This window comes from Chloroflexus aurantiacus J-10-fl (assembly GCF_000018865.1).
In the GTDB taxonomy this organism is placed as follows: domain Bacteria; phylum Chloroflexota; class Chloroflexia; order Chloroflexales; family Chloroflexaceae; genus Chloroflexus; species Chloroflexus aurantiacus.
On record NC_010175.1, the window covers coordinates 3,323,187 to 3,346,312 of the forward strand.

Annotated in this window: 22 protein-coding genes; 14 read left to right on the top strand and 8 right to left on the bottom strand. The window is 56.8% G+C overall.

Annotated features, from left to right (window positions below; genetic code table 11):
• The first annotated feature begins 233 nt into the window (after window positions 1–233).
• The 7 genes from CAUR_RS13060 to CAUR_RS13085 all read left to right on the top strand — a co-directional run bounded on the left by CAUR_RS13060 (window position 234) and on the right by CAUR_RS13085 (window position 5,185).
• The gene (locus CAUR_RS13060) at window positions 234–803 is read left to right on the top strand and encodes a PadR family transcriptional regulator (protein ID WP_012258349.1); all 570 of its coding nucleotides are present in this window, start codon (window positions 234–236) and stop codon (window positions 801–803) included.
• Complete coding sequence (gene modA / locus CAUR_RS13065; RefSeq protein ID WP_012258350.1) at window positions 803–1,582, top strand: molybdate ABC transporter substrate-binding protein; 780 nt, start codon at window positions 803–805, stop codon at window positions 1,580–1,582. The genes CAUR_RS13060 and modA overlap by 1 nt, the downstream gene beginning before the upstream one ends.
• 8 nt (window positions 1,583–1,590) lie before the next feature.
• Window positions 1,591–2,286: a molybdate ABC transporter permease subunit gene (gene modB / locus CAUR_RS13070; RefSeq protein WP_012258351.1), complete on the top strand. Its 696-nt coding sequence runs from the start codon at window positions 1,591–1,593 to the stop codon at window positions 2,284–2,286.
• Complete coding sequence (locus CAUR_RS21770) at window positions 2,264–2,566, top strand: ATP-binding cassette domain-containing protein (protein WP_278043618.1); 303 nt, start codon at window positions 2,264–2,266, stop codon at window positions 2,564–2,566. The genes modB and CAUR_RS21770 overlap by 23 nt, the downstream gene beginning before the upstream one ends.
• A 13-nt stretch (window positions 2,567–2,579) precedes the next feature.
• Window positions 2,580–3,407, top strand: a complete 828-nt coding sequence (locus CAUR_RS13075; RefSeq protein WP_278043619.1) for an ABC transporter ATP-binding protein — start codon at window positions 2,580–2,582, stop codon at window positions 3,405–3,407.
• Complete coding sequence (locus CAUR_RS13080; RefSeq protein WP_012258352.1) at window positions 3,404–4,045, top strand: cyclase family protein; 642 nt, start codon at window positions 3,404–3,406, stop codon at window positions 4,043–4,045. Before CAUR_RS13075 ends, CAUR_RS13080 begins: the two co-directional genes overlap by 4 nt.
• Before the next feature lie 507 nt (window positions 4,046–4,552).
• Window positions 4,553–5,185: a translin family protein gene (locus CAUR_RS13085; RefSeq protein ID WP_012258353.1), complete on the top strand. Its 633-nt coding sequence runs from the start codon at window positions 4,553–4,555 to the stop codon at window positions 5,183–5,185.
• 76 nt (window positions 5,186–5,261) lie between these two features.
• Here CAUR_RS13085 and CAUR_RS13090 read toward each other — a convergent pair whose 3' ends face one another.
• The 5 genes from CAUR_RS13090 to CAUR_RS13110 form a co-directional block, all read right to left on the bottom strand.
• Window positions 5,262–6,404, bottom strand: a complete 1,143-nt coding sequence (locus CAUR_RS13090; protein WP_012258354.1) for a histidine kinase dimerization/phosphoacceptor domain -containing protein — start codon at window positions 6,402–6,404, stop codon at window positions 5,262–5,264.
• A 10-nt stretch (window positions 6,405–6,414) separates the two neighbouring features.
• Window positions 6,415–6,720 (bottom strand): circadian clock KaiB family protein, encoded by a 306-nt coding sequence (locus CAUR_RS13095; protein ID WP_015909232.1) that lies wholly within the window; start codon window positions 6,718–6,720, stop codon window positions 6,415–6,417.
• A gap of 167 nt (window positions 6,721–6,887) precedes the next feature.
• Window positions 6,888–8,162, bottom strand: coding sequence for a response regulator (locus CAUR_RS13100; RefSeq protein WP_012258356.1), 1,275 nt, complete (start codon window positions 8,160–8,162; stop codon window positions 6,888–6,890).
• A 51-nt stretch (window positions 8,163–8,213) separates the two neighbouring features.
• Complete coding sequence (locus CAUR_RS13105) at window positions 8,214–8,948, bottom strand: prolipoprotein diacylglyceryl transferase (RefSeq protein WP_012258357.1); 735 nt, start codon at window positions 8,946–8,948, stop codon at window positions 8,214–8,216.
• A gap of 57 nt (window positions 8,949–9,005) precedes the next feature.
• Window positions 9,006–9,551, bottom strand: coding sequence for a TlpA family protein disulfide reductase (locus CAUR_RS13110; RefSeq protein WP_012258358.1), 546 nt, complete (start codon window positions 9,549–9,551; stop codon window positions 9,006–9,008).
• A 314-nt stretch (window positions 9,552–9,865) separates the two neighbouring features.
• On the opposite strand from CAUR_RS13110, the gene CAUR_RS13115 reads away from it, so the two are divergent.
• The 7 genes from CAUR_RS13115 to CAUR_RS13145 all read left to right on the top strand — a co-directional run bounded on the left by CAUR_RS13115 (window position 9,866) and on the right by CAUR_RS13145 (window position 17,573).
• Window positions 9,866–10,873, top strand: a complete 1,008-nt coding sequence (locus tag CAUR_RS13115; RefSeq protein ID WP_012258359.1) for a DNA-directed RNA polymerase subunit alpha — start codon at window positions 9,866–9,868, stop codon at window positions 10,871–10,873.
• 26 nt (window positions 10,874–10,899) lie between these two features.
• Window positions 10,900–12,147 carry a transcription termination factor Rho gene (gene rho / locus CAUR_RS13120; RefSeq protein WP_242604925.1) on the top strand — a complete coding sequence of 416 codons (1,248 nt, stop codon included), beginning with the start codon at window positions 10,900–10,902 and terminating at the stop codon, window positions 12,145–12,147.
• Window positions 12,148–12,179: 32 nt separating this feature from the next.
• Window positions 12,180–12,797, top strand: a complete 618-nt coding sequence (gene mobA / locus CAUR_RS13125) for a molybdenum cofactor guanylyltransferase (RefSeq protein WP_012258361.1) — start codon at window positions 12,180–12,182, stop codon at window positions 12,795–12,797.
• Window positions 12,798–13,304: 507 nt separating this feature from the next.
• Entirely contained in the window at window positions 13,305–14,621 is a 1,317-nt protein-coding gene (locus CAUR_RS13130) for a WD40 repeat domain-containing protein (RefSeq protein WP_012258362.1), read from the top strand.
• Window positions 14,622–14,644: 23 nt separating this feature from the next.
• Entirely contained in the window at window positions 14,645–15,460 is an 816-nt protein-coding gene (locus CAUR_RS13135; RefSeq protein ID WP_242604926.1) for a class I SAM-dependent methyltransferase, read from the top strand.
• A gap of 359 nt (window positions 15,461–15,819) precedes the next feature.
• Window positions 15,820–16,362 (top strand): acyl-CoA thioesterase, encoded by a 543-nt coding sequence (locus tag CAUR_RS13140; protein ID WP_012258364.1) that lies wholly within the window; start codon window positions 15,820–15,822, stop codon window positions 16,360–16,362.
• Between the two features lie 533 nt (window positions 16,363–16,895).
• On the top strand, window positions 16,896–17,573 hold the full coding sequence (locus CAUR_RS13145; protein ID WP_012258365.1) for a response regulator transcription factor: 678 nt from the start codon (window positions 16,896–16,898) through the stop codon (window positions 17,571–17,573).
• 43 nt (window positions 17,574–17,616) lie between these two features.
• Here the strand turns inward: CAUR_RS13145 and meaB are convergent, their stop codons facing one another.
• From meaB to CAUR_RS13160, 3 genes are read right to left on the bottom strand one after another with little or no spacing between them, the layout of a single operon-like run.
• Window positions 17,617–18,753, bottom strand: a complete 1,137-nt coding sequence (meaB, locus tag CAUR_RS13150) for a methylmalonyl Co-A mutase-associated GTPase MeaB (RefSeq protein ID WP_012258366.1) — start codon at window positions 18,751–18,753, stop codon at window positions 17,617–17,619.
• A gap of 19 nt (window positions 18,754–18,772) precedes the next feature.
• Window positions 18,773–20,974: a methylmalonyl-CoA mutase gene (scpA, locus tag CAUR_RS13155; RefSeq protein WP_012258367.1), complete on the bottom strand. Its 2,202-nt coding sequence runs from the start codon at window positions 20,972–20,974 to the stop codon at window positions 18,773–18,775.
• Window positions 20,971–23,124 carry a methylmalonyl-CoA mutase family protein gene (locus CAUR_RS13160; protein WP_012258368.1) on the bottom strand — a complete coding sequence of 718 codons (2,154 nt, stop codon included), beginning with the start codon at window positions 23,122–23,124 and terminating at the stop codon, window positions 20,971–20,973. Before CAUR_RS13160 ends, scpA begins: the two co-directional genes overlap by 4 nt.
• Window positions 23,125–23,126 lie beyond the last annotated feature (2 nt).

The window sequence follows — 23,126 nt, forward strand, 5'->3', positions numbered from 1 at the left end:
CATTTATGGAAATTACTTCGGCTGTGCGTAGTATAGTGGCTCAGGGTGGATAAATGATGACAGTTGCGTCCAATCAGACTACAAAACGTTCAGATAGGTATCAGGTTGCCGGTGATTGCTGATTGTGGTACAGTATTCACATTGTGAATACTCAACACGAGAAGTATCGATGAGCGGATGCCGGTAATTCCCTTGGCAACTTGAACACCGGTAGGGCCGATATACGCACAGATATGGCTTCTCAGAAACAGTCACTCACAATTGAACCGGCACTGCTTGGTTTGCTGCGTCAACAGCCGATGCACCCGTATGAGCTGTTCCAGCAATTACAGCAGAAAAAGGCCCTTGGTTTTATCTGGCGGGTCAAGCAGAGTCATCTGTACGCATTGCTTGACCGGCTGGAAGCTGATGGATATCTGACGCATCAGCTTGAACTACAGGGGAGCCGGCCACCGCGCAAGATTCTCTCGCTCACGCCTGCGGGTGAAGCGCTCTTTGTTGCCTGGGTGACAACGCCGGTGGCGCATGGACGGGATATCCGGCTTGAATTTATGGCGAAGCTCTATTTTGCCTGCCACGAGGGGGCAGCGCAGGCCGGCCAACTGCTTGACCGTCAGTTAGCCTGTTGTCGGCAGTGGCTGGCAGAGAATGAGCAGCGGATCGCCAGCTTACCTGTCAATTCGTTTGAGCGGCTCGTGCTACGCTATCGCTCCGGGCAGTTACAGGCAACCGTGCTTTGGCTGGAAGAATGCCGGTATGAGTTGAACCAGCGGTGGAACCGGCAAGCGCAGGGAGGCGTCTGATGGCACGCGGGTGGTGTGTGTTTCTGATGACGATACTCTTGTTGAGCAGTTGCAATGCCGAACAACCTGATACTGCCAGCCTGACGATAGCCGCAGCCGCCGACCTTATGCCGGCTTTCAATGAAATCGGGCCACTCTTTACCGCGCAAACCGGGATTCCGGTAGTCTTCAATTTCGGCTCAACCGGTCAACTGGCCCAGCAGATTGAACGCGGCGCCCCGGTTGATCTCTTCTACGCTGCCAATCGCAGTTTTATCGAAGACCTGGCAGCGCAGCAGATTGTTGATCCGTCCTCGTTGACGGTGTATGCGCAGGGCCGGATTACCATTTGGACGCGCACAGATAGTGGTCTTCGCCCGCAACAGATGAGCGATCTGATCGATCCGGCTTACCAGCGGATTGCGATTGCTAATCCTGAACACGCACCATACGGGCAGGCGGCACGCGAAGCACTCGAGCGATCCGGTATTTGGGCCGAGGTGCAGGATCGTCTGGTATTCGGGGAAAATGTGGCACAGACGCTAACCTTTGCCGATACCGGTAATGTTGAGGTGGCGATTGTCGCGCTCTCGTTAAGTGTGCAGAGTAATGGCTATTGGGTGCTTATTCCAACTGAGTTGCATCCCGACCATCCTCTGATCCAGGCGGCGGGAATCGTGCGTAGCAGTCGTTACCCGGCAGCGGCCCGCCAGTTTATGGAGTTCGTGAATGGCCCGCAAGGGCGACCGGTGATGGAAAAATACGGCTTTGTTTTACCCGCTACCTCGCAAACTCCATGAGAGGGTGTATGTCCTGGTCGGCGTTCTGGTTATCGTTACAGGTTACAACCATTGCTACGTTGTGTATTGTTCTGATCGGTTTGCCATTGGCACTGGTACTGGCACGCCGGACATTTCCCGGTCAGATCGTGGTTGAGACGATGCTGATGTTACCGTTGGTGCTACCCCCCAGTGTGGTTGGCTACTATCTGCTGCTGGCGCTGGGCAGTGGTAGTCCGCTGGTAGAATGGTTTCAGATACGCCTGCTCTTCTCATGGCCGGCGGCAGTGATTGCTGCGGTGGTGGTTGGTTTGCCCCTGATGTTTCAGAGTAGCCGGGCGGCGCTAAGCAATGTAGACCCCCAACTGGAGCAGGCAGCGCGCACACTGGGACTGAGTGAGTGGCGCATCCTCTGGCGAATCACATTACCCCTGGCCCGGCGCGGGATTATTGCCGGCGTGATCCTCGGCAGTGCCCGTGCGTTGGGCGAGTTTGGGGCGACCTTAATGGTGACCGGCAACATTCCTGGTCGCACGCAAACGTTGCCGGTTGCGATCTATGATGCAGTGCAGGCGCAGCGCTACGCCGATGCGCATCTGATGGTGCTGGTGATGACCGGCATTGCCTTCGCCGGCCTGTGGCTGGTGCGGCGTTTGGAGCAGAGACCCAAATCACAAACGATGATTGTCCACGAGGATCTGTATGGCATCCACGTTGAGCGTTGACATTCAGCGTCGGCTTGAGTCGTTTACGCTGCGCGTGCAATTCACGATTGGCGCCGAGATTCTGGTGTTGTTTGGGCCATCAGGTGCCGGCAAAACCCAGACGCTCCAGGCCATCGCCGGGTTGATGAAACCTGATGCCGGTCGGATTACGCTTGATGAGACGGTCTTCTTCCAGCGCTACCCGGGTCAACCGCAGATCAACCTGCCGCCACAGCGCCGACGGATTGGCTACGTCTTCCAGCAGTATGCGCTGTTTCCGCATATGACCGGCACTCGATAATGTGGCGTTGCCGATGGGGCGTGGGCGCGAAGCACGGCGGCGTGCATACGAGCTACTGGATCAGATGAAGCTTGTCCATCTCGCCCAGCGCATGCCGCATGAGCTGTCAGGTGGACAACAGCAACGAGTAGCGATTGCTCGTGCACTGGCTGCACAGCCCAATGTGCTGCTCTTCGATGAGTCGTTCTCTGCCCTTGATCATGCAGTACGTACTCAATTGCACGCCGATTTACGCGCCCTTCAGGCCGAGCGTGGTCTGATTGTGGTGTACGTCACCCACAATCTTGATGATGCATTTGCCGTTGGTCAGCGCATTGCTATTCTGCAGGAAGGGAAAATCGCGCAGATCGGTGCGCTGGCCGAGGTCTGTCGTTTTCCGGCTACCCTTCGGGTTGCGCAGATGCTCGGTTTGAGTAATATCATTAAGGGGCGAGTCGTGGCGGTAGAACTTGACCGTTTGTGGCTGGAATGGGAAGGGTACCGGATTGAAGCCGTCTGCCCATCACCACCGCCTGCCCCTGGTTCGTGGGTGACGGCGTTTATCCGCCCCGAAGAGATTCGGCTCGTCTACCCTGACCGACCACTAACCCGCTTTGCCGGCCATAACCTGCTGGCAGCCCGTATCATCGAGCAGCGGCCTGGCCGCCGACTCAACCATTTGTGGGTTGCAGTTGGGGCGATGACTATCGAGATTGCCCATCCCTATACTGCGTATATCGGCATGGACATAAGTGCCGGCCAGGATGTCCAGATCGGCTTTCGGCCTGAAAGTGTTGTGATCATTCCGGATCATAGTCCGCAATCAGTGCCGGTGTATTCACAGGTATCGCATCACCTATGAGCGCATTATCGACAGTCTATGATCTTACCCGCCCAATCAGTTCGGGCATGCCGGTCTACCCGGGCGATCCGCCGGTGAAAATTACACCAATGCTTAGCCCGCCCTGGCAGGTCAGCTCACTTGCGTTGGGTAGCCATAGCGGGACACACCTCGATGCGCCGCGCCACCGGTTTGCGCACGGCCCTGGCATCGATGACTTCCCACCTGAACGCTTCATTGGTCAGGGTGAGGTGATCGATGTGCGTGGCTATCCGGCGAATACGCCGATTGAGCCGACGGTGTTGGACGGGTATCAGATCTGGCCGGGTATGATGGTATTCTTCCGTACAGGTTGGGATGATTTTTGGGGCAGCGATCACTATTTCCGCCATCCCTACCTCAGTGCTGCGCTGGCTAACACCCTGGTGCAGCAGCAGGTTGGATTGGTCGGAATCGATGCGTTGAGTGTTGACTCAACGGTTGATGGCAGCGATGCGGCGCATGTACGCTTGTTGGGGGCAGAGTGTTTGATCGTCGAAAATCTCTGTAATCTCGCCGTGCTGACCTGTGGCGCACGTTATACCTTTGCCTGTTTGCCCTTAAAACTGGCCGGGGCCGATGGTGCGCCGGCCCGCGTTCTGGCCTGGGCAGATGTTTAAGGACGGACAAGCACATACAGGCTCACGTATCTTCTGCCGCAGCAGGATGCCCCGGAGGGAGCTGCTAATCTCGAAGTTCTCTCATTCATTACTGACAGACTCCATGATCGTGACGAGTACACACAGTATCACCGTGGCCAGCAGGGTGAACGGCGTGAGACGTGCCTGGCACGAAGGCTGGTACGACAGCTACGCTGCCGCACTCCAAGTGAGCGATACGCGCATAACGAGCGGGCAAGGTAATCAATTCAGTGGGTGATGGCACTGGAGATGGTCGTCAGCCCTCTTCGCTTCCGTCCCGTCAGACTGGAAGCAATATGTGATTGGCAAGCGTTTATGAGCCTGTGTGACAGCCTGTTAGCGCGACGGCACAGCTTTATGAGATGAATTCTGCTGCGAGTAGGCGATAGCATTTTCTCGTGAAGAAATCACCACCTGATTGATGATCGTCGCGGCGGTAGCTTTTTGCTATAATACCTTCTACACATAAGAGGCAAGAGGTTGGCTATGAGTATAGAGCAGATAGTTGCTGGCTGTGTGGTGCAGCTTGAAAGCATTCATGCCGCACGTGAACGGGCAATTGCCGCCACGCGAATACTGGTACGGCAGAGTGCTAACAGCATTCGGGCTGCGCATCGTGGCGATTTTGCCACTGCCCGCCACTTGCTGGAGATGGCCGGTGAAGTTGTGGCTGAGCTGTACGACGCTACTGCCGGCGCGCCAGAGGTTCGTTATGCAGGGTATACCCAGGATGCCCTGAAAGAATTTGCCGAAGCGCATCTGGTCGTGGCATTCCTTGCCGGCGATGCGCCACCGACCGGCGAGATGATAGGTGTGGAACCGGCAGCCTATCTCAACGGTTTGGCTGAAGCTGCCAGTGAGCTGCGACGGGCAATTCTTGACGACTTGCGACGGGGAGATGTGTCGCGCGTTGAACAGTTGCTGACCGTCATGGACGATATCTACAGTGCGTTGATCACGGTGGATTACCCGGAAGCAATTACCGGGGGATTGCGTCGTTCAACTGATGCCTTACGTGCGGTGCTTGAACGGACTCGTGGTGATGTGACGGCTGCCCTGCGCCAGGAACAGTTGACCGCTGCTATGCAGGCGCTTGAAGCACGTTTGAATGTTGATTGAACGGGTAATTATTGTCTCGTTCCACCGCTGTCATTCAGGCAACGCGATAGGATAGATGGTACCGTTACTCCTTCCCCTACTCCAGGCGATTCGCCGGTACTCGAATCGTAACCGTTGTTCCCTGATCGGACACAATATCCAGCGTTGCCCCGAGTTGCCGGCATAGCCCATGCACCAGTTGCATACCCAGGCTACCACTGCTGGCGGCCTGGGCCGGCATACCGGTACCGTTATCGGCAACCTCGACCTGAAGTGCGTCTGCGTCTCTGACCACTCTCAGTTTGATAATGCCGCCCTGCATACCCTCTGGGAAGGCATGCTTGACACAATTTGAAACCAGCTCGGTGACGATCAGACCAAGTGAAATAGCCTGGTCGATATTGATGCTGATACTTTGTCCAATCTCACTCACCAGACGTAATGAACTGCCGCGCATACTGAGCGAGCGCCAGACACTGGTCGCGATATTTTGCAGATATTCCCCAATATCGATATGCGCCAGACTTTCGGAGCGATACAGTTGCTCGTGGACGAGAGCCAATGCCCGAATGCGATTTTGACTGTCGTGGACGGCGGCGCTGACTCGCTCATCGCTAATATTTTCGGCTTGCAGGCGCAAGAGGCTGGAGACGATCTGCAAATTATTTTTGACCCGATGGTGCACTTCGCGCAACAGCAAATCTTTCTCGGCCAGGGCAGCCCGCAGTTGGGCAGCGACTGCTTGTGGCCCGGAGAGATCGGTGACAACGGCACACATATCGGCTTCAGTCTCGTTTTGCAGTGCACGTAGTGAGATTTGGGCTGGACGCTGAACGCCATTCACCGCCTGTAACGTAATTGGCCCTTTGCTCGAACCGGTAGCACCGGTTGCCAGCAACTCGGCGCACAGCAAGCGATCTGTTGGCGTCACCAGGTCGAGGAGCGACCGCCCGGTAAGCTGATCCTGCGCTAAACCGACCATCTCGGCAAACTTACTGTTGCAGTACAAAATCGTGCCATCGCTGAGCAAGGTTAGGGCGCCTTCGTTCATTGTCTCAACCAGGACACGGTATGGATGTTCAGCGCCACGCAGCGTATATACCAACGGCCCACGTGGCCCATCAATGACCAATGCATCGGCTTCGCCCATCTGCAATGCACGAACCAGTTCCTCAAGCTCGGCTAAGCGAGCCTGGAGTCGGGCAATGTCAGGCTGACTCATCTGTGGCTCGTTTTCCATACGACAGTTCCTATTCGTCATTGGGAAACAAGTTCAATGCTGCTGCCACTCGCGGCCAATCGGATGAACGTAGTTCGCCAATAAATGCCGTTGGCGGTCCCGGCTCGACGATCAGCAGGGTCGGTGTGGCGATAATGTGATCCTCGCGTGCGCGATCTGGTTGCTGGTATACATCTATGATCTCAAGCCGGTAATGACCGGCGAGGTGGCGCTCACAAAATCGCCGTACTGTCGTGATAGCACGGGTCGAGCGACTGGTTGCACCGGCAACGTACAACCGCAGCAGTGGTACAACTGACTGATTCGTGCTATCCATCAATACAACTCCCTGCTGCACGCTGAGGTGCCGATTCGAAATGCGGTTGGTACGAAATGATCACCTCTCATATATGGCGACAAGCGTGGTACAGGTAGGGCAATGCCTGCATGTACCCCATTCCGGGTCGAACAGTATGACACATCCTTCACCAAAACAGTGCGTCATCATGGTGTGTCGGATGTGAAACGTTGGGCAAAGGCACTTAGCCCCAGACTGGCCAGATCGCTCAGGGCGACGGCTACCTGATAACCATTACCATTGTCCGGCTGTTGATGGTACAGACTCAGGAGACCAACGACAGTATGTTGCTGTTGAATTGGCAAACACATACGCTCACCGAGTAACCCTTGCGGGATAAAATGGCACATATGGTCGTCGTGGGTGCGACTGAGTACCCAGCGGCGCTCGCCCCAGCAGGTACATCGGCGTACAGGACGGTGTACCAGAGGTTCGCCCCAGTGGCCGACGGGGTGAACGAGGTCTGTTTCGGGATTGTAGATAAGGAGCGTACCGCGATAGTCAGGCAGAAGGGTCGCACCTGCATTCACAATTGCAGTGTAGAGTTCCGGTAACGATGCTACTTCGCGCAAGGTGCGGGCAAGTATGCCGAGTGTATTGATCGACTGTCGTTGCTGTTCAAGTTGCAGTTGAACCTGATGCAACTGCCGTTTCGCCTCTTGTAACTGATTGATCGCCCGTTGTCGTTCGCTGACATTACGAAAGACTATCACGACCCCTTCATTGGTACCATCATCGGCAGTAATTTGGGTGATGGTATGTTCCACTAACAACTGCTCGCCGTTCCGGGTAAGCAGGGTAACCGGTGCCGGCAGGCCATTCACTGTCTGATTTGATGTTGTGCTATCGGTTGGTAAACCGGTATGGGTAACGACCAGGGTATAGATGCGAGCCAGTGGCCAGCCGATTGCTTCATCCGGGGTAATGCCGAGCATGCGGGCAGCGACCGGATTGACAAAGGTAATGCGACTTTGCGGATCGGTAACAATCACACCATCGCCGATACTGGTCAATGTGGTACGTAGATGGCGTTCACTCGATCTGAGGCGTCGTTCCAACCGATGTTTATAGGCGGCAACGGCGATGGCCACTTCAAGCTCACGCTCGTCAAACGGCTTCAGCAGGTAAGCCCATGGCTCGGCCAGTAACGCTTCGCGTACTGTCTGATCATCGGCGTGGGCGGTCAGAAAGACGACCGGAATCCCCCACCGACTGTGAATATGACGGGCGGCCTCAATCCCATCAACAGCACCACTTAAGCGAATATCCATTAATACCAGGTCGGGTGTATGCTTGCTCACAGATTGGAGAGCTTCTTCACCGCTGGTAACAACATCAATCACTGAGTGGCCAATTCGTCGCAAGGTGTGACTAAGGTCTTGGGCAATAATCAGTTCATCTTCGACGATCAGGACTCGCATGTATTTTCTCACAATAGACTGAGAAGACAATATTACTTTTAGTATACCGCGTTATTGCATATTATGTTGCAACGTTAATTTGGGCCAGATTCGTACAATTATGATGAAAACAATCAACGCAACAACTTGTGAAAAGCGAATATTACCCGGCAAAAGTAAACCGGTGGCTCGAAACCCGTCGCCGATTAACGTACCGGCTGCCAGTACCCCGCAGATGGTGAGAAACAACACGCCGGGAGTCTGAATGCGACGGTAGGATTGTCGCCAGACGATCAGGGCAAGCAGGGCGACGCATGCAGCGTAGAGCTGAGTTGGATGACGTGGTTCACCCCAGAGGTGAATTGCCCAGGGGAGATTGGTCGGCAAGCCATAACCGTCACCACTCGCGAACTGAGCCAGTGCGTAGGTGAGGGCTGCCAGCGCTATACCCGGTGCCAACGCATCAAGCGTGACCCACAGCGGCCAGCGCTGCCGCCAGATCTGCCAGCCGCCGACGAGTATGGTGGTCAGTACACCTGCCGGCAAGGAAAATGCCTGGAGATCGCGAGCTACCAGGGCCAGGGGATCGCGGAGATAGTAGGGCCACGACATGAGTGCATATCCCAGCCGGGCACCGACAATGCCGGCAAGTAGGGCGAGGGCAACGATTATCTCCATACGGTCACCGGACAGTCTGTAGACACCGGCAGCGCGACCCACCACCTGTACAATCAGCCAGCCGCCCAACAGAAAGATCAGTCCAGGGGTATAAAGAGCAAATGGGCCAATGTTAATTGCTGGAAGCATATACAGTTATTACCAGTGATGTTAATCTGACAGGAAGACGATGTTGGTAAACCACCGTTATTCTGTTTCAGCTAACAGCGGCTCGATCACATTGCGCAGGTTCGCTTCGCTTAACGGTCCACCAAACAGTACCCGACGCACCACCCCTTTGCGATCTATGATAAAGGTGGTAGGCAACATCCGCACCCCGTAGCGATTACCGACAGAACCATCGTAATCGAGCACGATTGGGAAACTAAGCCCAAAATCGCGCTGCATATTCGACACATCCGCCGGATTGTCCTGGACAGTACTGTTGACTGCCAGCACCGTTAACCCACGTCTCCGCTCGGCCTGGTATAATTGTTCAAGCATAGGCATTTCAGCCCGACACGGGCCACACCAACTGGCCCAGAAATTAACAATTACCACCTGCCCCTGCAATTCACTCAGGGACAGCGTCTGACCGTCAAGCTGCGGGAGAACAATAGCCGGTGCTACGAAACCCGGTTGCGGCACCGGCACAGTAGGGTTCATATCCGGCGGGCGACTGATCACAATCCAGGCTACACCGACGATAATGAGTATGGTGCTGAGCCAGTTGTGGCTCTGTGCATTCATCATAACAATTCCTTTTGTCTCCCACGCTTTTTGTGACTTATGGTATTATATAAGGAGTCTGTGACCGACACAGCGTGTAACTCTCACCAGTATAGTAAGGTCACGCGCAACACGTGGTAGTTCTAAGCTGCCACCAACTGCGCTACAGCGCCGCCGAAAAGGCGCTCTGTAAGCACAGCTTCCGCTCTCGCTACTGTGGTTGAGTTGATGGAGTCGAAACGCCGTGGGCCGGCGAAACGCACCATGCGTTGGATGTGCGGATTGAGCACAAACGCCACGGGTGCGATCAGAGTTTCGGAGTGTTTTGGAACAGGAATATGGAAACACTTGAATTGTCGTTTATTACCCCTCGCATTACTCTTGTCGCTGCGGCTGAGAATTACGGTCGGTTTGCAATTGCTCCCTTACAGCGTGGTCATGGCTCATCACTAGGGAATGCGCTTCGTCGGGTGTTGCTCTCGTCTATTCCCGGTGCTGCTGTAACCCGGATCAAGGTGTCAGGAGTCATTCATGAATTCAGCAGCATTCCCGGTGTGGTTGAAGATGGCACGCAACTCGTCCTCAATATCAAAGGGATTCGTCTCCGTTCCTACAGTGACCGTGCGGTAGCACTACAGTTGATCAAACAGGGTCCTGGGCCGGTGTTCGCGCGCGACATTGATGCCCCCAGCACGGTAGAAATTGTGAATCCTCAGCACTACATCTGCACCATCGACGACGAGCATACAACGTTTGAAATGCAACTGACCGTGGAGCGTGGGCGGGGAGTGCAATTGGCCGATACGGTGAGTGGCATGCCAATTGGCGAAATCGCGGTGGATGCCCTCTTCAGCCCAATTCCCCGTGTCAACTTTCTGGTTGAAGAGATGGGGGATGATCCGCTGACCGGCTATGATCGGCTGATCCTCGAAATCTGGACGGATGGCACCATCAAACCGGGTGATGCATTGAGCCACGCGGCGCAGATTCTGGCCCAATATTTTGGGCGGATCGTGAATCTGAACCAACCGGAAGAGCCAGAACCATCGGCACATCTACCACCGCCTATCCCCGAAGAGATTGCCAGTCGGACAATTGACGAACTTGGTTTGAGCACACGTACCTACAATAGCCTGCGACGGGCAGAGATTCACACGATTGGCCAGTTGTTGCGGCTTGATGACCGCGGATTGATGAGTATCCGAAACCTGGGTGCGAAGGGTATTGAAGAGATTCATCAGCGTCTGGAGGCGCTTGGCTATCGTTCTGGCTCATCGAGCCGCTTACCGGCAGCTCCATCCGGTGAAACAGCGCATCCCGGCGAATCATCTCACAAAGAGGAGTAAAAAACTACACAATGGAAGAAAAACGTATGACAACAGGAACCAGTGAAACTACAGAGCGAACTCGTCGCCGTCGCCGTCGGGTGAATGGAGATGGCGGAGCACCTGCTGATGGTGAGGCTTTGTCCGCACCGGTTGTAACGACCACAGTTGTTGAAGAACCGGTCACAACGCAGGGTGCTGGTTTACTGGAAATTGTGCCTGATGGCCATGGCTTCCTGCGCAATGCGCGCCTCAGCCCCAGCAACGATGACGTCTATGTTGCTCAGTCGCAGATTCGTCGCTTCAATCTGCGTACCGGTGATATGATTGAAGGTCGGGTGCGCCCACCCAAAGAGGTTGAGCGTTATCCATCACTGCTCTATGTCGAACGGATCAACGGTCTGCCGGCTGAAATGGCGCAGAAGCGCCCCCTCTTCGAGCAGTTAACCCCCATTCATCCGAATGTGCAGATTGTCCTCTCGACCGAGCCAAATATTCTGCCAACCCGCATTGTTGACGTGATCGCTCCGATTGGGCGTGGGCAGCGCGGGTTGATTGTCGCTCCCCCCAAAGCCGGCAAGACGATGCTGCTGAAGGCGATTGCCAATGGTGTGACGACCAACGCGCCCGATATTCAGCTCATTGTGTTGTTGATCGGCGAGCGCCCGGAGGAAGTTACCGACATGCGACGGTCGGTGAAGGGTGAGGTGGTGGCGGCTACCTTCGATGAGCCGGTCGAGCAGCATATCAAGGTCGCGGAACTGGTATTGGAAAAGGCCAAGCGTCAGGTTGAGCACGGGCGCCATGTGGTGATCCTGATGGATTCGCTGACTCGTCTTACCCGTGCCTATAACATCGCCATGCCACCGAGTGGGCGCACCCTCTCCGGTGGTGTTGATCCGGCAGCCCTCTACCCGCCCAAACGCTTTTTCGGCTCGGCGCGGAATATCGAGGATGGCGGTTCACTGACCATCATTGCCACCTGTTTGGTAGATACCGGTTCGCGCATGGACGATGTTATCTACGAAGAGTTCAAGGGCACCGGGAACATGGAACTGCACCTCGACCGCAAACTGGCCGAGAAGCGCATCTTCCCCGCCGTGGATATCCAGCGTTCGGGAACCCGCCGCGAAGACCTCTTGCTCGATCCGGTGACCCTGCGCCAGAGCTGGATGTTGCGCCGGATGGTTAGCATGGTCGGCGAAAACGAGGGTGCAGAGCTGATGCTGACCCGTATGGCCAAGACGAAGAGCAATGCCGAGTTTCTCGCCTCACTCGGTAAGGTTGGCTCGTAAATACCAACTGCTCCTATCAATAATGTCTTGTTATGTCCAGGCATCCGTTAAGCGGTATTGTGATTGCTGGTGGACGTAGTCGGCGTTTTGGTGCCGATAAACGGCGTTTGCGGCTATGGGGCGATCACGGGCCGCATCTGTTGGGGCATGCCATCGCGTTGCTGCAACCACTGTGTGTTGATATTATCGTGGTCATGAACGATGGTGTGGCCTGGCCCGATCTGCCGGCACGCATTGTCGCCGATGAACAGCCGGGAAGCGGTGCTCTGGGTGGTGTCATCAGTGGTCTGCAAGCAATGCACACCGCTGCTGCATTGGTGATTGCGGCGGATATGCCATTGATCGTGCCTGAATTACTCGCGGCGCTGGCAGACTGGTCTTTTACCGGTGATGTGCTGGCGCCGACTGCTCCCTCTTCGCCCGATCTGCCTCAACCACTCCTCGCAGTGTATCGCCAAAGCGCATTGGCGCCACTGCGGCAGGTGTTTGCTACCGGTGAACGCCGGCTTCAGGTTGCGCTCACGTCACTGCGTTGGGTTGATCCCGGCCCTGAGCTGTGGCAACGGTATGATCCGGCAGCACGTTCGCTGGTGAATATTAATACGCCAGATGATCTCGCACAAATCCAGCACTGGTTAAAAAAATCTTAAACCGGCACTGAATAACGATCTCATCCAGGCCGTTCTGCACGAACAGGGCTGTGTGTGGTGCAGAGGCATCCCTTCCTCATCATCTTCACTCGTCACTGCCGGCACATGGTGCGCACCAGCCTGGTGCATGCCCGGTAGCTGCCAGGCTGGTGCTCTGAAGCGCGATGGCCCGTATACATCGTGCCTTGGCGGGAGACAGGGCGATACGTTCGGTGTCTGACACTCTGTGCTACCTGATTATAACCTGTGCATAGTACTATATAATGTAGTACAACAGCGGGTTGGCGCGATAGTGTTTGGCCGTTTGGCAGGTGGTGAGGTCATCTGGAGCGATCATCACTACCCTCTGTAGCTGATATAGATGTCGGTGGGTCGCCGCTGCGATTGTCACCCATTTGAAAGAAATGTTATCTTGTCAAACCGCCATACACAGGATTAGTTTATCTACAGGCTCTATCCTGTGATCACCACGTGGTTGTTGTTCGCGCGTAACAATTGGGTTTAACAATGCAGCAGCGTTCTTCCTCTCATAGTTCGTTTGAGCCACCTGCCGACCCCGTACCGTCGGCACTAGATAGCCTGTGGCAAACATTGTTTGTAGCGTATGATGGAGCCTGCGCCATTAGTGGCTGTCAGGTCGGCGCTGTATTGCGACCGGTGTTGATCGACCCGCAGGGGCCGGCTGAACCCCACAATGCTCTGTTGTTACGTGCCGATTTGCAGCTCCTTTTCCAGTCTGGTCTACTTACAATTGATGCAATGACGCTCGAAGTGTTGATTGCACCGGAACTGCGTGATAGTGAGTACGGTGCGCTGGCCGGGCGACGCTTGCGTCAGCCATCGCGTCTCGCGTTACGGCCGAGCCGACAGACTCTGGCCGCCCATCATCGCTTTTTCCGACTCGAGCAGCCTCCTCTGTCCTCGTTAGCGGTTCAGCGTCCCCTGCTGCGCCAGATGATCGCAGTGCAAAGCTGGGTGAATAGCCTGACATTCAGTCCAGACCGGCAGATGCTGGCCATTGGTTCATGGGATGGTGCTATCCGGTTGTGGCGTCTGCCCGATTATCAGATGATTCGCGTCATTAGCGGTAATATTGGCGAAATTAATGCTATTGACTTCAGCCCTGATAGTCAGCTCATTGCAGCAGCCGGTCGTCAACACGGCGTGCGGGTCTGGCGGATCGAAGATGGTGAACTACTGTTTCATCTCGGTGATGAACAGCGTCATGGTGCGTTCTTCAGCGTAGCATTCCAGCCCAATGGCCGGTTCATTGCTACCGCTGGTTGGGACCCGGTGGTGTATCTCTGGGACGCGCAAAACGGCCAGCCGGTTGCTGAATTACCCGGCCACGAAGGGTTGATCAATAGTGTCACCTTTAGCCCGGATAGCTCACTTCTCTTTTCTGCCGGCTATGACCGGGTGATTCGGGTCTGGGATGTGGACAGTCGGACATTGGTGCAGACATTGCGTGGTCATAGCGATGCAATCTTTAGCATGACGGTGAGTCCCGACGGTCGTTTGCTGGCCAGTGCTGGCAGCGATGGTGCTATTTTTGTCTGGCGAGTGGCCGATGGGCAACCGCTACAAATTCTGGCTACCCCTTCAGGGGCGTGTTTCGACGTGGCATTTAGTCCTGATGGCCGTTACCTTGCCAGTGCGCATTATGGTCGGATTGTACGTGTCTGGCACGTCAGTGATGGTGGGTTACGCTGGGAGTTGTCTGGACATAACGAGAGCGTTACCTGTGTCGCGTTTACTCCAGATGGCGACATGCTGGCCAGTGGTAGCTACGACGCAACCGTGCGTATCTGGTCATTTCAATAACTATGCTTGCTCAGCAGGATGCAGTGCGCTCCTTCTATCGGCAGACCGACTGGATGTTCCGTGTTTTGGGCTGGATTCGCGGATCGCAGGCGATGCATGCGGGGTTGTGGCAGCAGGTACGCAGTCACCGCTCTGCGCTCCGTTCTATCGATGAGACCCTGCTGGCCGTTGCCGGTCTGTCGCCTGGTGAGTGTCTGCTCGATGCCGGTTGTGGGGCCGGTGCCAGCGCCAATCGGATCGCTGCTATTCACCAGGGAACGGTGATCGGTTTGACGATTGTGCCTGAACAGGCCAAACGGGCCAGACGAGGCGGGAAAGCTACCTTTCTCTGTGCTGATTACGCAGTAGCGCCACTCCGTAGTCACTGTTGTGATGTGGTGTGGATGCTGGAGAGCATCTGTCACGCGCCCGATAAACCGGCGTTGCTGGCCGAGATTGTTCGTCTGCTGCGTCCCGGTGGTCGGTTGGTTATTGCCGACCGGTTTGCGGCCCGGCGTGATCTGTCACCTGCTGAGCGGAATCGATTACGGGCCTGGCTGCGACCCTGGGCTATGCCTGATCTCCTCACTGCCGATGAGCTGGTGGAACTGGCAGTGAAATCAGGTTTGCTTCTTCTCCGCCACGATGATCTGACCTTGAGCACCAGTCCTTCGCTCCAGTTTCTCGGTGATTTTGCCCGCCTGACACTACCGGCAGCACTGCTTCTCCGCGCCCTTCGCTTGCAAAGTGCAGAACAAATTGCTGCGATGCGTGGTTGTATTGCCCAGAAGAAGACCCTCAATGCCGGTCTCTGGCGCTACCATATGTTACTTTTTGTGAAACCCGGTGATGATCGATAGCGATCAAGGAGCAGGTAACCCAGGTTGCTACCTTTATCACCACAGAGGCACGGAGGGCATAGAGGATAGGCATAACCCGAAGTGCTACCGTAAGGCGTGAAGGTGCGTGTCGATGGGAACTGGCTGCTACCCGCATGGTTTATACAGTTCAGTTACGCGGCACGGTATTGTGCGCAGCGTCGTGCTGTTCATCATGGCAGTCAGCCTCACGTGGCCTACTCACAGCGTAAGTGGCAGCCTGGGTTAGGTAAGTAAGGAACGAGAAGTGATCTATATTAATGCCGTTGCCGGGAAGTATCTCAGGTACGTATACTTGAAAAACAGGAAAAAACTTTGGTACCTGGAATACGGAGCGATGTATGCAGCCCTCTCATGAGCAGCCACAGCCGGAACAGTTCCGTACCCTACAGATGACGGTGTTGATGACTCCTGATATGGCTAATTTTGCCGGTAACGTGCATGGCGGCCATATTCTGAAGCTGCTCGATCAGGTAGCGTATGCCTGCGCCTCACGGTATTCTGGTCGCTACGTGGTTACGGTGTCGGTCGACCAGGTGATCTTTCGCGCCCGGATTCACGTTGGCGAGCTGGTGACGTTTCTGGCGTCGATCAACTACACCGGCAATACCTCGATGGAGGTTGGGATTCGCGTCGTCGCCGAAAATATTACCGCCCGTACTCAACGTCACGTTATGACCTGCTATTTTACGATGGTGGCGGTTGATGAGAATTTCCGCCCCTGCCCCGTCCCACCTGTGCGTATCGAAACCGCCGAGCAACGGCGGCGCTGGATGGCCGCTCGCCTGCGCAGAGAGTTGCGCCGCGAGATCGAACAGCGCAGCCTGGAGATTCGTCAACATCCAGAAGATTTTCTCAATGAGCTGGATAGTGAGCCGCATTAGCAGCCATCCCTGGCGCAATCACGCGCTGGACTGGCTACCTGCCACGCCCGGTTATGCACAGTTTGTGTCGTTTAGCATAGGTGGTGTTCGCTACCCCACTCGTCTCGCATCGGTTGGCCTGTCTCACGGGTGCGATGTGCGTTCACGATAGACCTGATCTGACAGTGATGGGTGAGATCGTATCCGAAATATATGATGCATGGCAAGCGATCCAGGGCGCACCCTTTCGCCACCGCTCGGATGGCAATGTGAACGGAAACATACACCGTCTGGAGGGGCGGGTTCTGAACCCGCCCCTACCCGTCCACGGGAAATCCGCTGCGACACGCCCCCACCCCAACCCGCCCACGCCGGGGTAGGTGTACCTTCTCAGGGCGAGCCGGAGGCTCGCGTTCCCCGGAGCGTATCAGCACTTGCGTATCGTGGTGTCGTGCTCAAGGTTGCGATGTTGTATTTCACGACGACTATACCAGATATGATATGAGCCAGTATGCAAAATTGACGGTTGCGCTTCCTGTTCGTATACTAAAGGCATGACACGTATCTTGGTGATTGAAGACGAAACTGAAATAGCCTCGTTTCTACGCCGTGGTCTGAGCCTGGAAGGCTATCAGGTTGATGTGGCCTTCGATGGGACACGCGGGCTTGAGCTGGCATCGACGGGCACGTATGATCTGATTGTCCTTGACCTCATGTTGCCGGGGATCGATGGTCTCGAAGTCGCTCGTCGTCTCCGTGCCGACTCGAACGTACCGATCATTATGCTCACGGCGCGTGATGCCGTGCGTGATCGGGTGGCCGGTCTGGAAGCCGGCGCCGATGATTATCTGGTGAAGCCGTTTGCCTTTGAAGAGCTGCTCGCCCGCATTCGGGCACAGTTGCGGCGTCGGCAGTCCGGGCAGGCGCAGGATGTGCTGCGTTTCGCCAATTTAACTCTCGATACGCGCTCGCGTGAGTTGCGGGTAGGAGACCGGCGTGTCGAGCTGACGGCGAAAGAGTACGATCTGCTCGAACTCTTTATGCGTCATCCCAATCAGGTGCTGACTCGCGATATTATTTACGACCGGGTCTGGAATTACGACTTCGGCGGCGAGAGTAATATTCTGGAAGTGTACGTGCGCTATTTGCGGCAGAAGCTTGAGGCGAATGGTGAGCCGCGCCTGATCCATACTGTTCGCAGTGTGGGGTACATTCTCCGCGAAGATACCTGATCGTTTAGGAGACGCGAAGGGCCATTCGCCCTTCGCGTCTCTGTTACGGTGTTGGTTGGGGTTGGGTTTCGCCAAGTGCCGCGAAGAGCTGCTGAACGGCACTGACGACCGGCACTGTTCCTTCGACTACTGCCTGTTCGAGGGCCGGTAGTCGGTCACGTACCGCGGGATGCGCAAAGAAGAGGGTGCGCAACTGTTCGTCGATCAGGGTGTAGAGCCAGTCGCGAGCCTGTTCCCGACGGCGTGCCGCAAAGACACCACTCGCCGTCATCTCAGCGCGAAAACGCTCGATCTCCTGCCAGATTTCGGCAATGCCACTGCCGGTAAGCGCCGAGCAGGTGCGTACCGGCGGTTTCCAGCCCGGTGTGGCCGGGGTCAGGTAACGCAATGCATGCCGGTACTCGGCCTGGGCTGCCATTGCGCGTGCCCGGTTATCGCCATCGGCCTTGGTGATCACCAGCGCATCGGCCAGCTCGATCACCCCCTTCTTGATCCCTTGCAGTTCATCGCCGGCACCGGCCAGCATCAGCAATAGAAAGAAATCAACCATCCCACGTACAGCGGTTTCACTCTGACCAACTCCAACCGTCTCGACCAGCACGATATCGAAACCGGCTGCCTCGCAGAGCAGCAACGTTTCCCGACTCTTGCGGGCCACGCCACCCAGGCTACCACCGCTGGGGGAAGGTCGGATGTAGGCGTTGGGATGGCGGGCCAGCCGCTCCATACGGGTTTTATCACCGAGGATACTGCCACGTGAGATGCTGCTGGAAGGGTCGATAGCCAGTACCGCCACCCGATGCCCACGCTCGCAGAGCATGGTGCCGAGGGCTTCGATGAAGGTGCTTTTGCCGACGCCGGGCACGCCGGTGATACCAACGCGCAGCGAACCACCGGTGTACGGTAGCAGCGCAGCCAATACTGCCTGCGCCTGGGCCATATGCGCCGGAGCGTTACTTTCGATGAGGGTGATCGCACGGGCCAGAATAGCCCGGTCGCCATTGCGAACACCGGCTACGTACTCCTCGACCGTCAACTGGCGACGGGCTACTCCGGCAGGTGCCGATGGTACCGTCGGAGCGCTACCGGGCAGGCCGTCGTGACGGCTGGCAATCCCGGCCAGTACCGATAGCGCAAATGGTAGTTCGCCAGAAGATGAAGGCTGCTGCTTATCGGTCATGATCCCTCTCACCCTCGTTTCACGATGCCGGTGCAGCGACGCTATCACCGTGGAGACGCCGTTGCAACTCGCGCAACAGCTTCTCGGCAGCGACCGGAATGATGGTTCCGGGGCCGAAGATCAGGGCTGCACCGTGGGCGCGGAGAAAGTCGTAGTCTTGTGGTGGGATGATACCACCGATCACGACCATGATGTCTTCGCGGCCCAGTTTGCGCAACTCCTCGACCAGTTGGGGCAAGAGAGTCTTGTGACCGCCGGCCAGTGAGCTGATCCCCACCACGTGTACGTCATTTTCTACCGCCTGACGCGCCACTTCTTCCGGTGTCTGGAAGAGTGAACCAATATCCACATCGAAGCCGAGATCGGCAAATGCGGTAGCGACCACCTTGGCCCCCCGGTCGTGACCGTCCTGGCCGATTTTGGCGACCAGTATGCGCGGTCGGCGCCCTTCCAGAGCGGCGAAGGCGTCGGCCATTGCCCGCACGTGGTGAATCTGTTCTACATCGCTGTATTCGCTGCTGTAGACACCAGAAATGGAGCGAATTTCAGCCTTGAACCGCCCAAACACCTTTTCCATTGCCAGCGAAATCTCGCCAAGTGTGGCGCGAGCGCGGGCCGCTTCGATGGCCGCAGCGAGCAGGTTGCCTTCACCAGAGGCCGCCACGCGGGTCAATTCGTTGAGCGTGGCTTGAACACGGACTTCGTCACGTTCGGTACGCAGGCGTTGCAGGCGTTCGATCTGCTTCTGGCGCACAGCGGTGTTATCGACTTCCAGAATCTCGATGGGTTCTTCGTAATCGAGACGATATTTGTTCACCCCGACAATCGTCTCTCGCCCAGAGTCGATGTGGGCTTGCCGACGGGCCGCTGCTTCTTCGATCCGTAATTTGGGCAAGCCGGCCTCTATCGCTTTGGCCATCCCACCGAGGGCCTCGACTTCCTGGATATGCGTCCAGGCCCGGCGGGCCAATGCGTCGGTGAGCCATTCGAGGTAGTACGAACCGCCCCACGGATCGACGATCTTGCAGATGCCGGTCTCCTCTTGCAGGTACAACTGGGTGTTGCGGGCGATGCGGGCCGAAAAATCGGTCGGCAAGGCAATCGCTTCGTCGAGTGAATTGGTGTGCAGCGATTGGGTGTGACCGAGCGCCGCCGCCATCGCCTCAATGCAGGTGCGTGCCACATTGTTGAAGGGGTCTTGCTCGGTCAGGCTCCAGCCGGAGGTCTGACAATGGGTGCGGAGCGCCAGCGAGCGCGGGTCTTGCGGGTTGAACTGTTTGATGATTTTTGCCCACAGCAGACGTGCTGCCCGCATCTTGGCAATCTCCATGAAGTAGTTCATGCCGATGGCCCAGAAGAAGGAGAGGCGCGGCGCAAAGCTGTCGATTGCCAGGCCGGCTTTCAGGCCGGCGCGCACGTATTCCAGCCCGTCGGCCAGCGTGTAGGCCAGTTCAAGGTCGGCGCTGGCACCAGCCTCTTGCATATGGTAGCCGGAGATGCTGATGCTGTTGAATTTGGGCATGTGCTGCGCCGTGTAGGCGAAGATGTCGGCAATGATGCGCATTGACGGTTCGGGTGGGTAGATGTAGGTGTTGCGCACCATGTACTCTTTCAGAATGTCGTTTTGGATTGTGCCGGTGAGTTGTTCCGGGCGCACCCCTTGCTCTTCAGCGGCGACGATGAAGAAGGCCATGATCGGGATCACAGCACCGTTCATCGTCATCGAAACCGACATCTGATCGAGCGGAATGCCGTCGAAGAGTATTTTCATGTCGAGCACGGAGTCGATGGCGACACCCGCTTTACCAACGTCACCCACCACCCGCGGATGGTCGGAGTCATAGCCGCGGTGGGTCGCCAGGTCGAAGGCGACTGATAAGCCCTTTTGACCGGCAGCCAGATTTCGCCGGTAGAAGGCATTGCTGGCTTCGGCGGTCGAGAAACCGGCGTACTGGCGGATTGTCCAGGGTTGGGTGACGTACATGGTAGGATACGGCCCGCGCAGGTACGGGGGGATACCGGCGGTAAAGCCAAGGTGCTCCAGGCCGGCCAGATCGGCTGCGGTGTAGAGCGGTCTCACCTCGATCTGTTCCATCGTCCGCCAGACCAGATCGGCCAGAGGTTGGCCGGCCTCCTGCTCAGCGCGTTCCTGCCACTGGCCAAGATCGGATGTAGGCCATGGATCACGGTACGATAGGGTAGTAAAGTCGGGGTTCTTCACGCGGCCACTCCTTTCAAGCGTTGCAGCCGGGCCAGGATGTCGTAGCAATTGGCGCGTAGATGGATGAATTCATCGATCCCGGCAGCGCGGTACGTGTCAATCAGATCGGTAGGATAGCCGGCCAGAATGACAGTGGTTGTCGGGCGTTGGGTTTTAATCGCATGGGTCAGGGCCGGTACTACTGCGGGGTAGGTGTCATCGGTAGAGCAAATTGTGACGATGTCGGCATCAGCGGCGAGGGCAGCATTGGCCGCTTCCTCAACGCTGGCGAAACCATCGTTGTTGATAACGGCAAATCCACCTGCCTGGAAGAAACCGGTGGCGAAATCAGAGCGGGCTTTGTGTTGGGCAAGGGGGCCGATATTGGCAAGAAAGACTGCTGGGCGGCGACCGGTGCGGGCCGTATAGGCATCAGCCGCATCCCGTAATTGTTCAAATTGCTCAGCCGCCCGGTGGGTCGGGAGTGGCGTGACCTGGGGAGCTGGGGTATCAGCAGCGGTGAGCGTACAGCTCAGTTCTCCCAGAGTTGCGCCAGCGCGTACTGCTGCCAGCACTGCCGCCACCGACCGTTGAGTGGCCAGGTTGCTGAGCGCGGTGCGGCACGCTTCGTCGGAACGGTTATCCCGGCTATGGCGGAGATCGGCGGCACGAGCGGCGTGCAGCTGAAGATGATCGATCTGGCGGAACTCCGGTCGTTTTTCGTCGAGATTGGGGTACATGTTAATCCCGATGATCACATCGCGACGCTGAGCAATGGCGGCGAAGCGTTCATTGCGGGTCGCGGCAATGGCCTCTTGTGGCATACCAGCCGCCAGGGCCGCAGCCATCCCGCCGTGTCGTTCAATCTCCTGGAAGAAAGCCCATGCCTGAGCGGCGATCTCATCGGTTAGCTTCTCGACCGCCCACGATCCACCCGGCGGATCGATCAGCCGGAAGAAGTTACATTCCTCTTGCAGAATGATGTGGAGGTTACGGGCAATCCGGCGCGAGAATTCATCGGGCAGACCCCAGGCTTCATCGAAGTGGCTGATATGCAAACTGTGCGCACCACCCATCACGGCAGCCATCGCTTCGCCGGTGGCACGGAGCATATTGTTATAGACATCGTAGCGGGTCTTCGTCCACGCCGAAGTGCGCACGTGCAAATGGATGCGTTGGGCCTGTTCATTCCCATCGAAGGCAGCGACAATCCGTGCCCAGAGCATGCGCATCGCCCGGAGTCGGGCTACTTCCAGAAAGAAGTTTGCGCCAACCGAGCAGGCGAACTGCATGCGAGGCGCGACCTCGTTGACATCCAGGCCGCGCTCCTGCATGGCCCGCAGATACGCCACCCCGGTCGCCAGGGCACAACCCATCTCTTGCCCGATACTGGCACCGCTGTTGTGGTAGACATAAGAGCTGACCATGATAGTGCGCAGGTGAGGCGCATTTGTCATTGCCCAGCGCGTCCACTCGGCCAGCAGGTCGTAGCACCGTTCGAGCGATGCCGGTAGCGATCCCTCAGCAGCCAGATTGCCCAGCGGGTCAGCAGCGAGCGTTCCCTGCCACCGGTCAGATGACAATCCACGCTCAGCAGCCGCGGCCAGCAGCAAGCCCGCCACCGGCAGGCTCAAGGCACCGGTCTGAATCAGCAGCGGTATCCGGGCAAGATCAAGCTGATCAAACAGTCGGCGAGCGTCATCGAGGGTTGCCAGCGACATTCCACCAGCACCAACCTGAGCGGGTGCGGCGGCATCGGGATCAATGCCCTGCCGGGTCGCCTGATCGAGGGGGACATTCAGTGTAGTCAGGCCACGGGGCAGATCGGCCTGAGCGGCCTGATTCACCTCGGTCGCGGTCGGATAGGGCAATTCTTGCGCTACCTGCCAGCGTTCGCGCACCGGCCCCAGGATGCGGGTATCGCGCACAAACGGTGCAAAGCCGGGGAGCGACCCGAGATGAGGTAGATCGGCAATATCCGAGGCGTTGTAGATGGGTTGGAGCAGGATGTTTTCAAAGGTTTTGCTAACGAGGCGTTTCTCGAACGGTACACCCTTCAACGTCTTTTCGGCGGCGGCACGCCATTCAGCGTAGCTCGCCGGCGTGAACATATCAAACAAGCGTTCCGGTACCGCTGACTCCGTTGTCGTTTCCTGCGCATCGTGCGTCATAG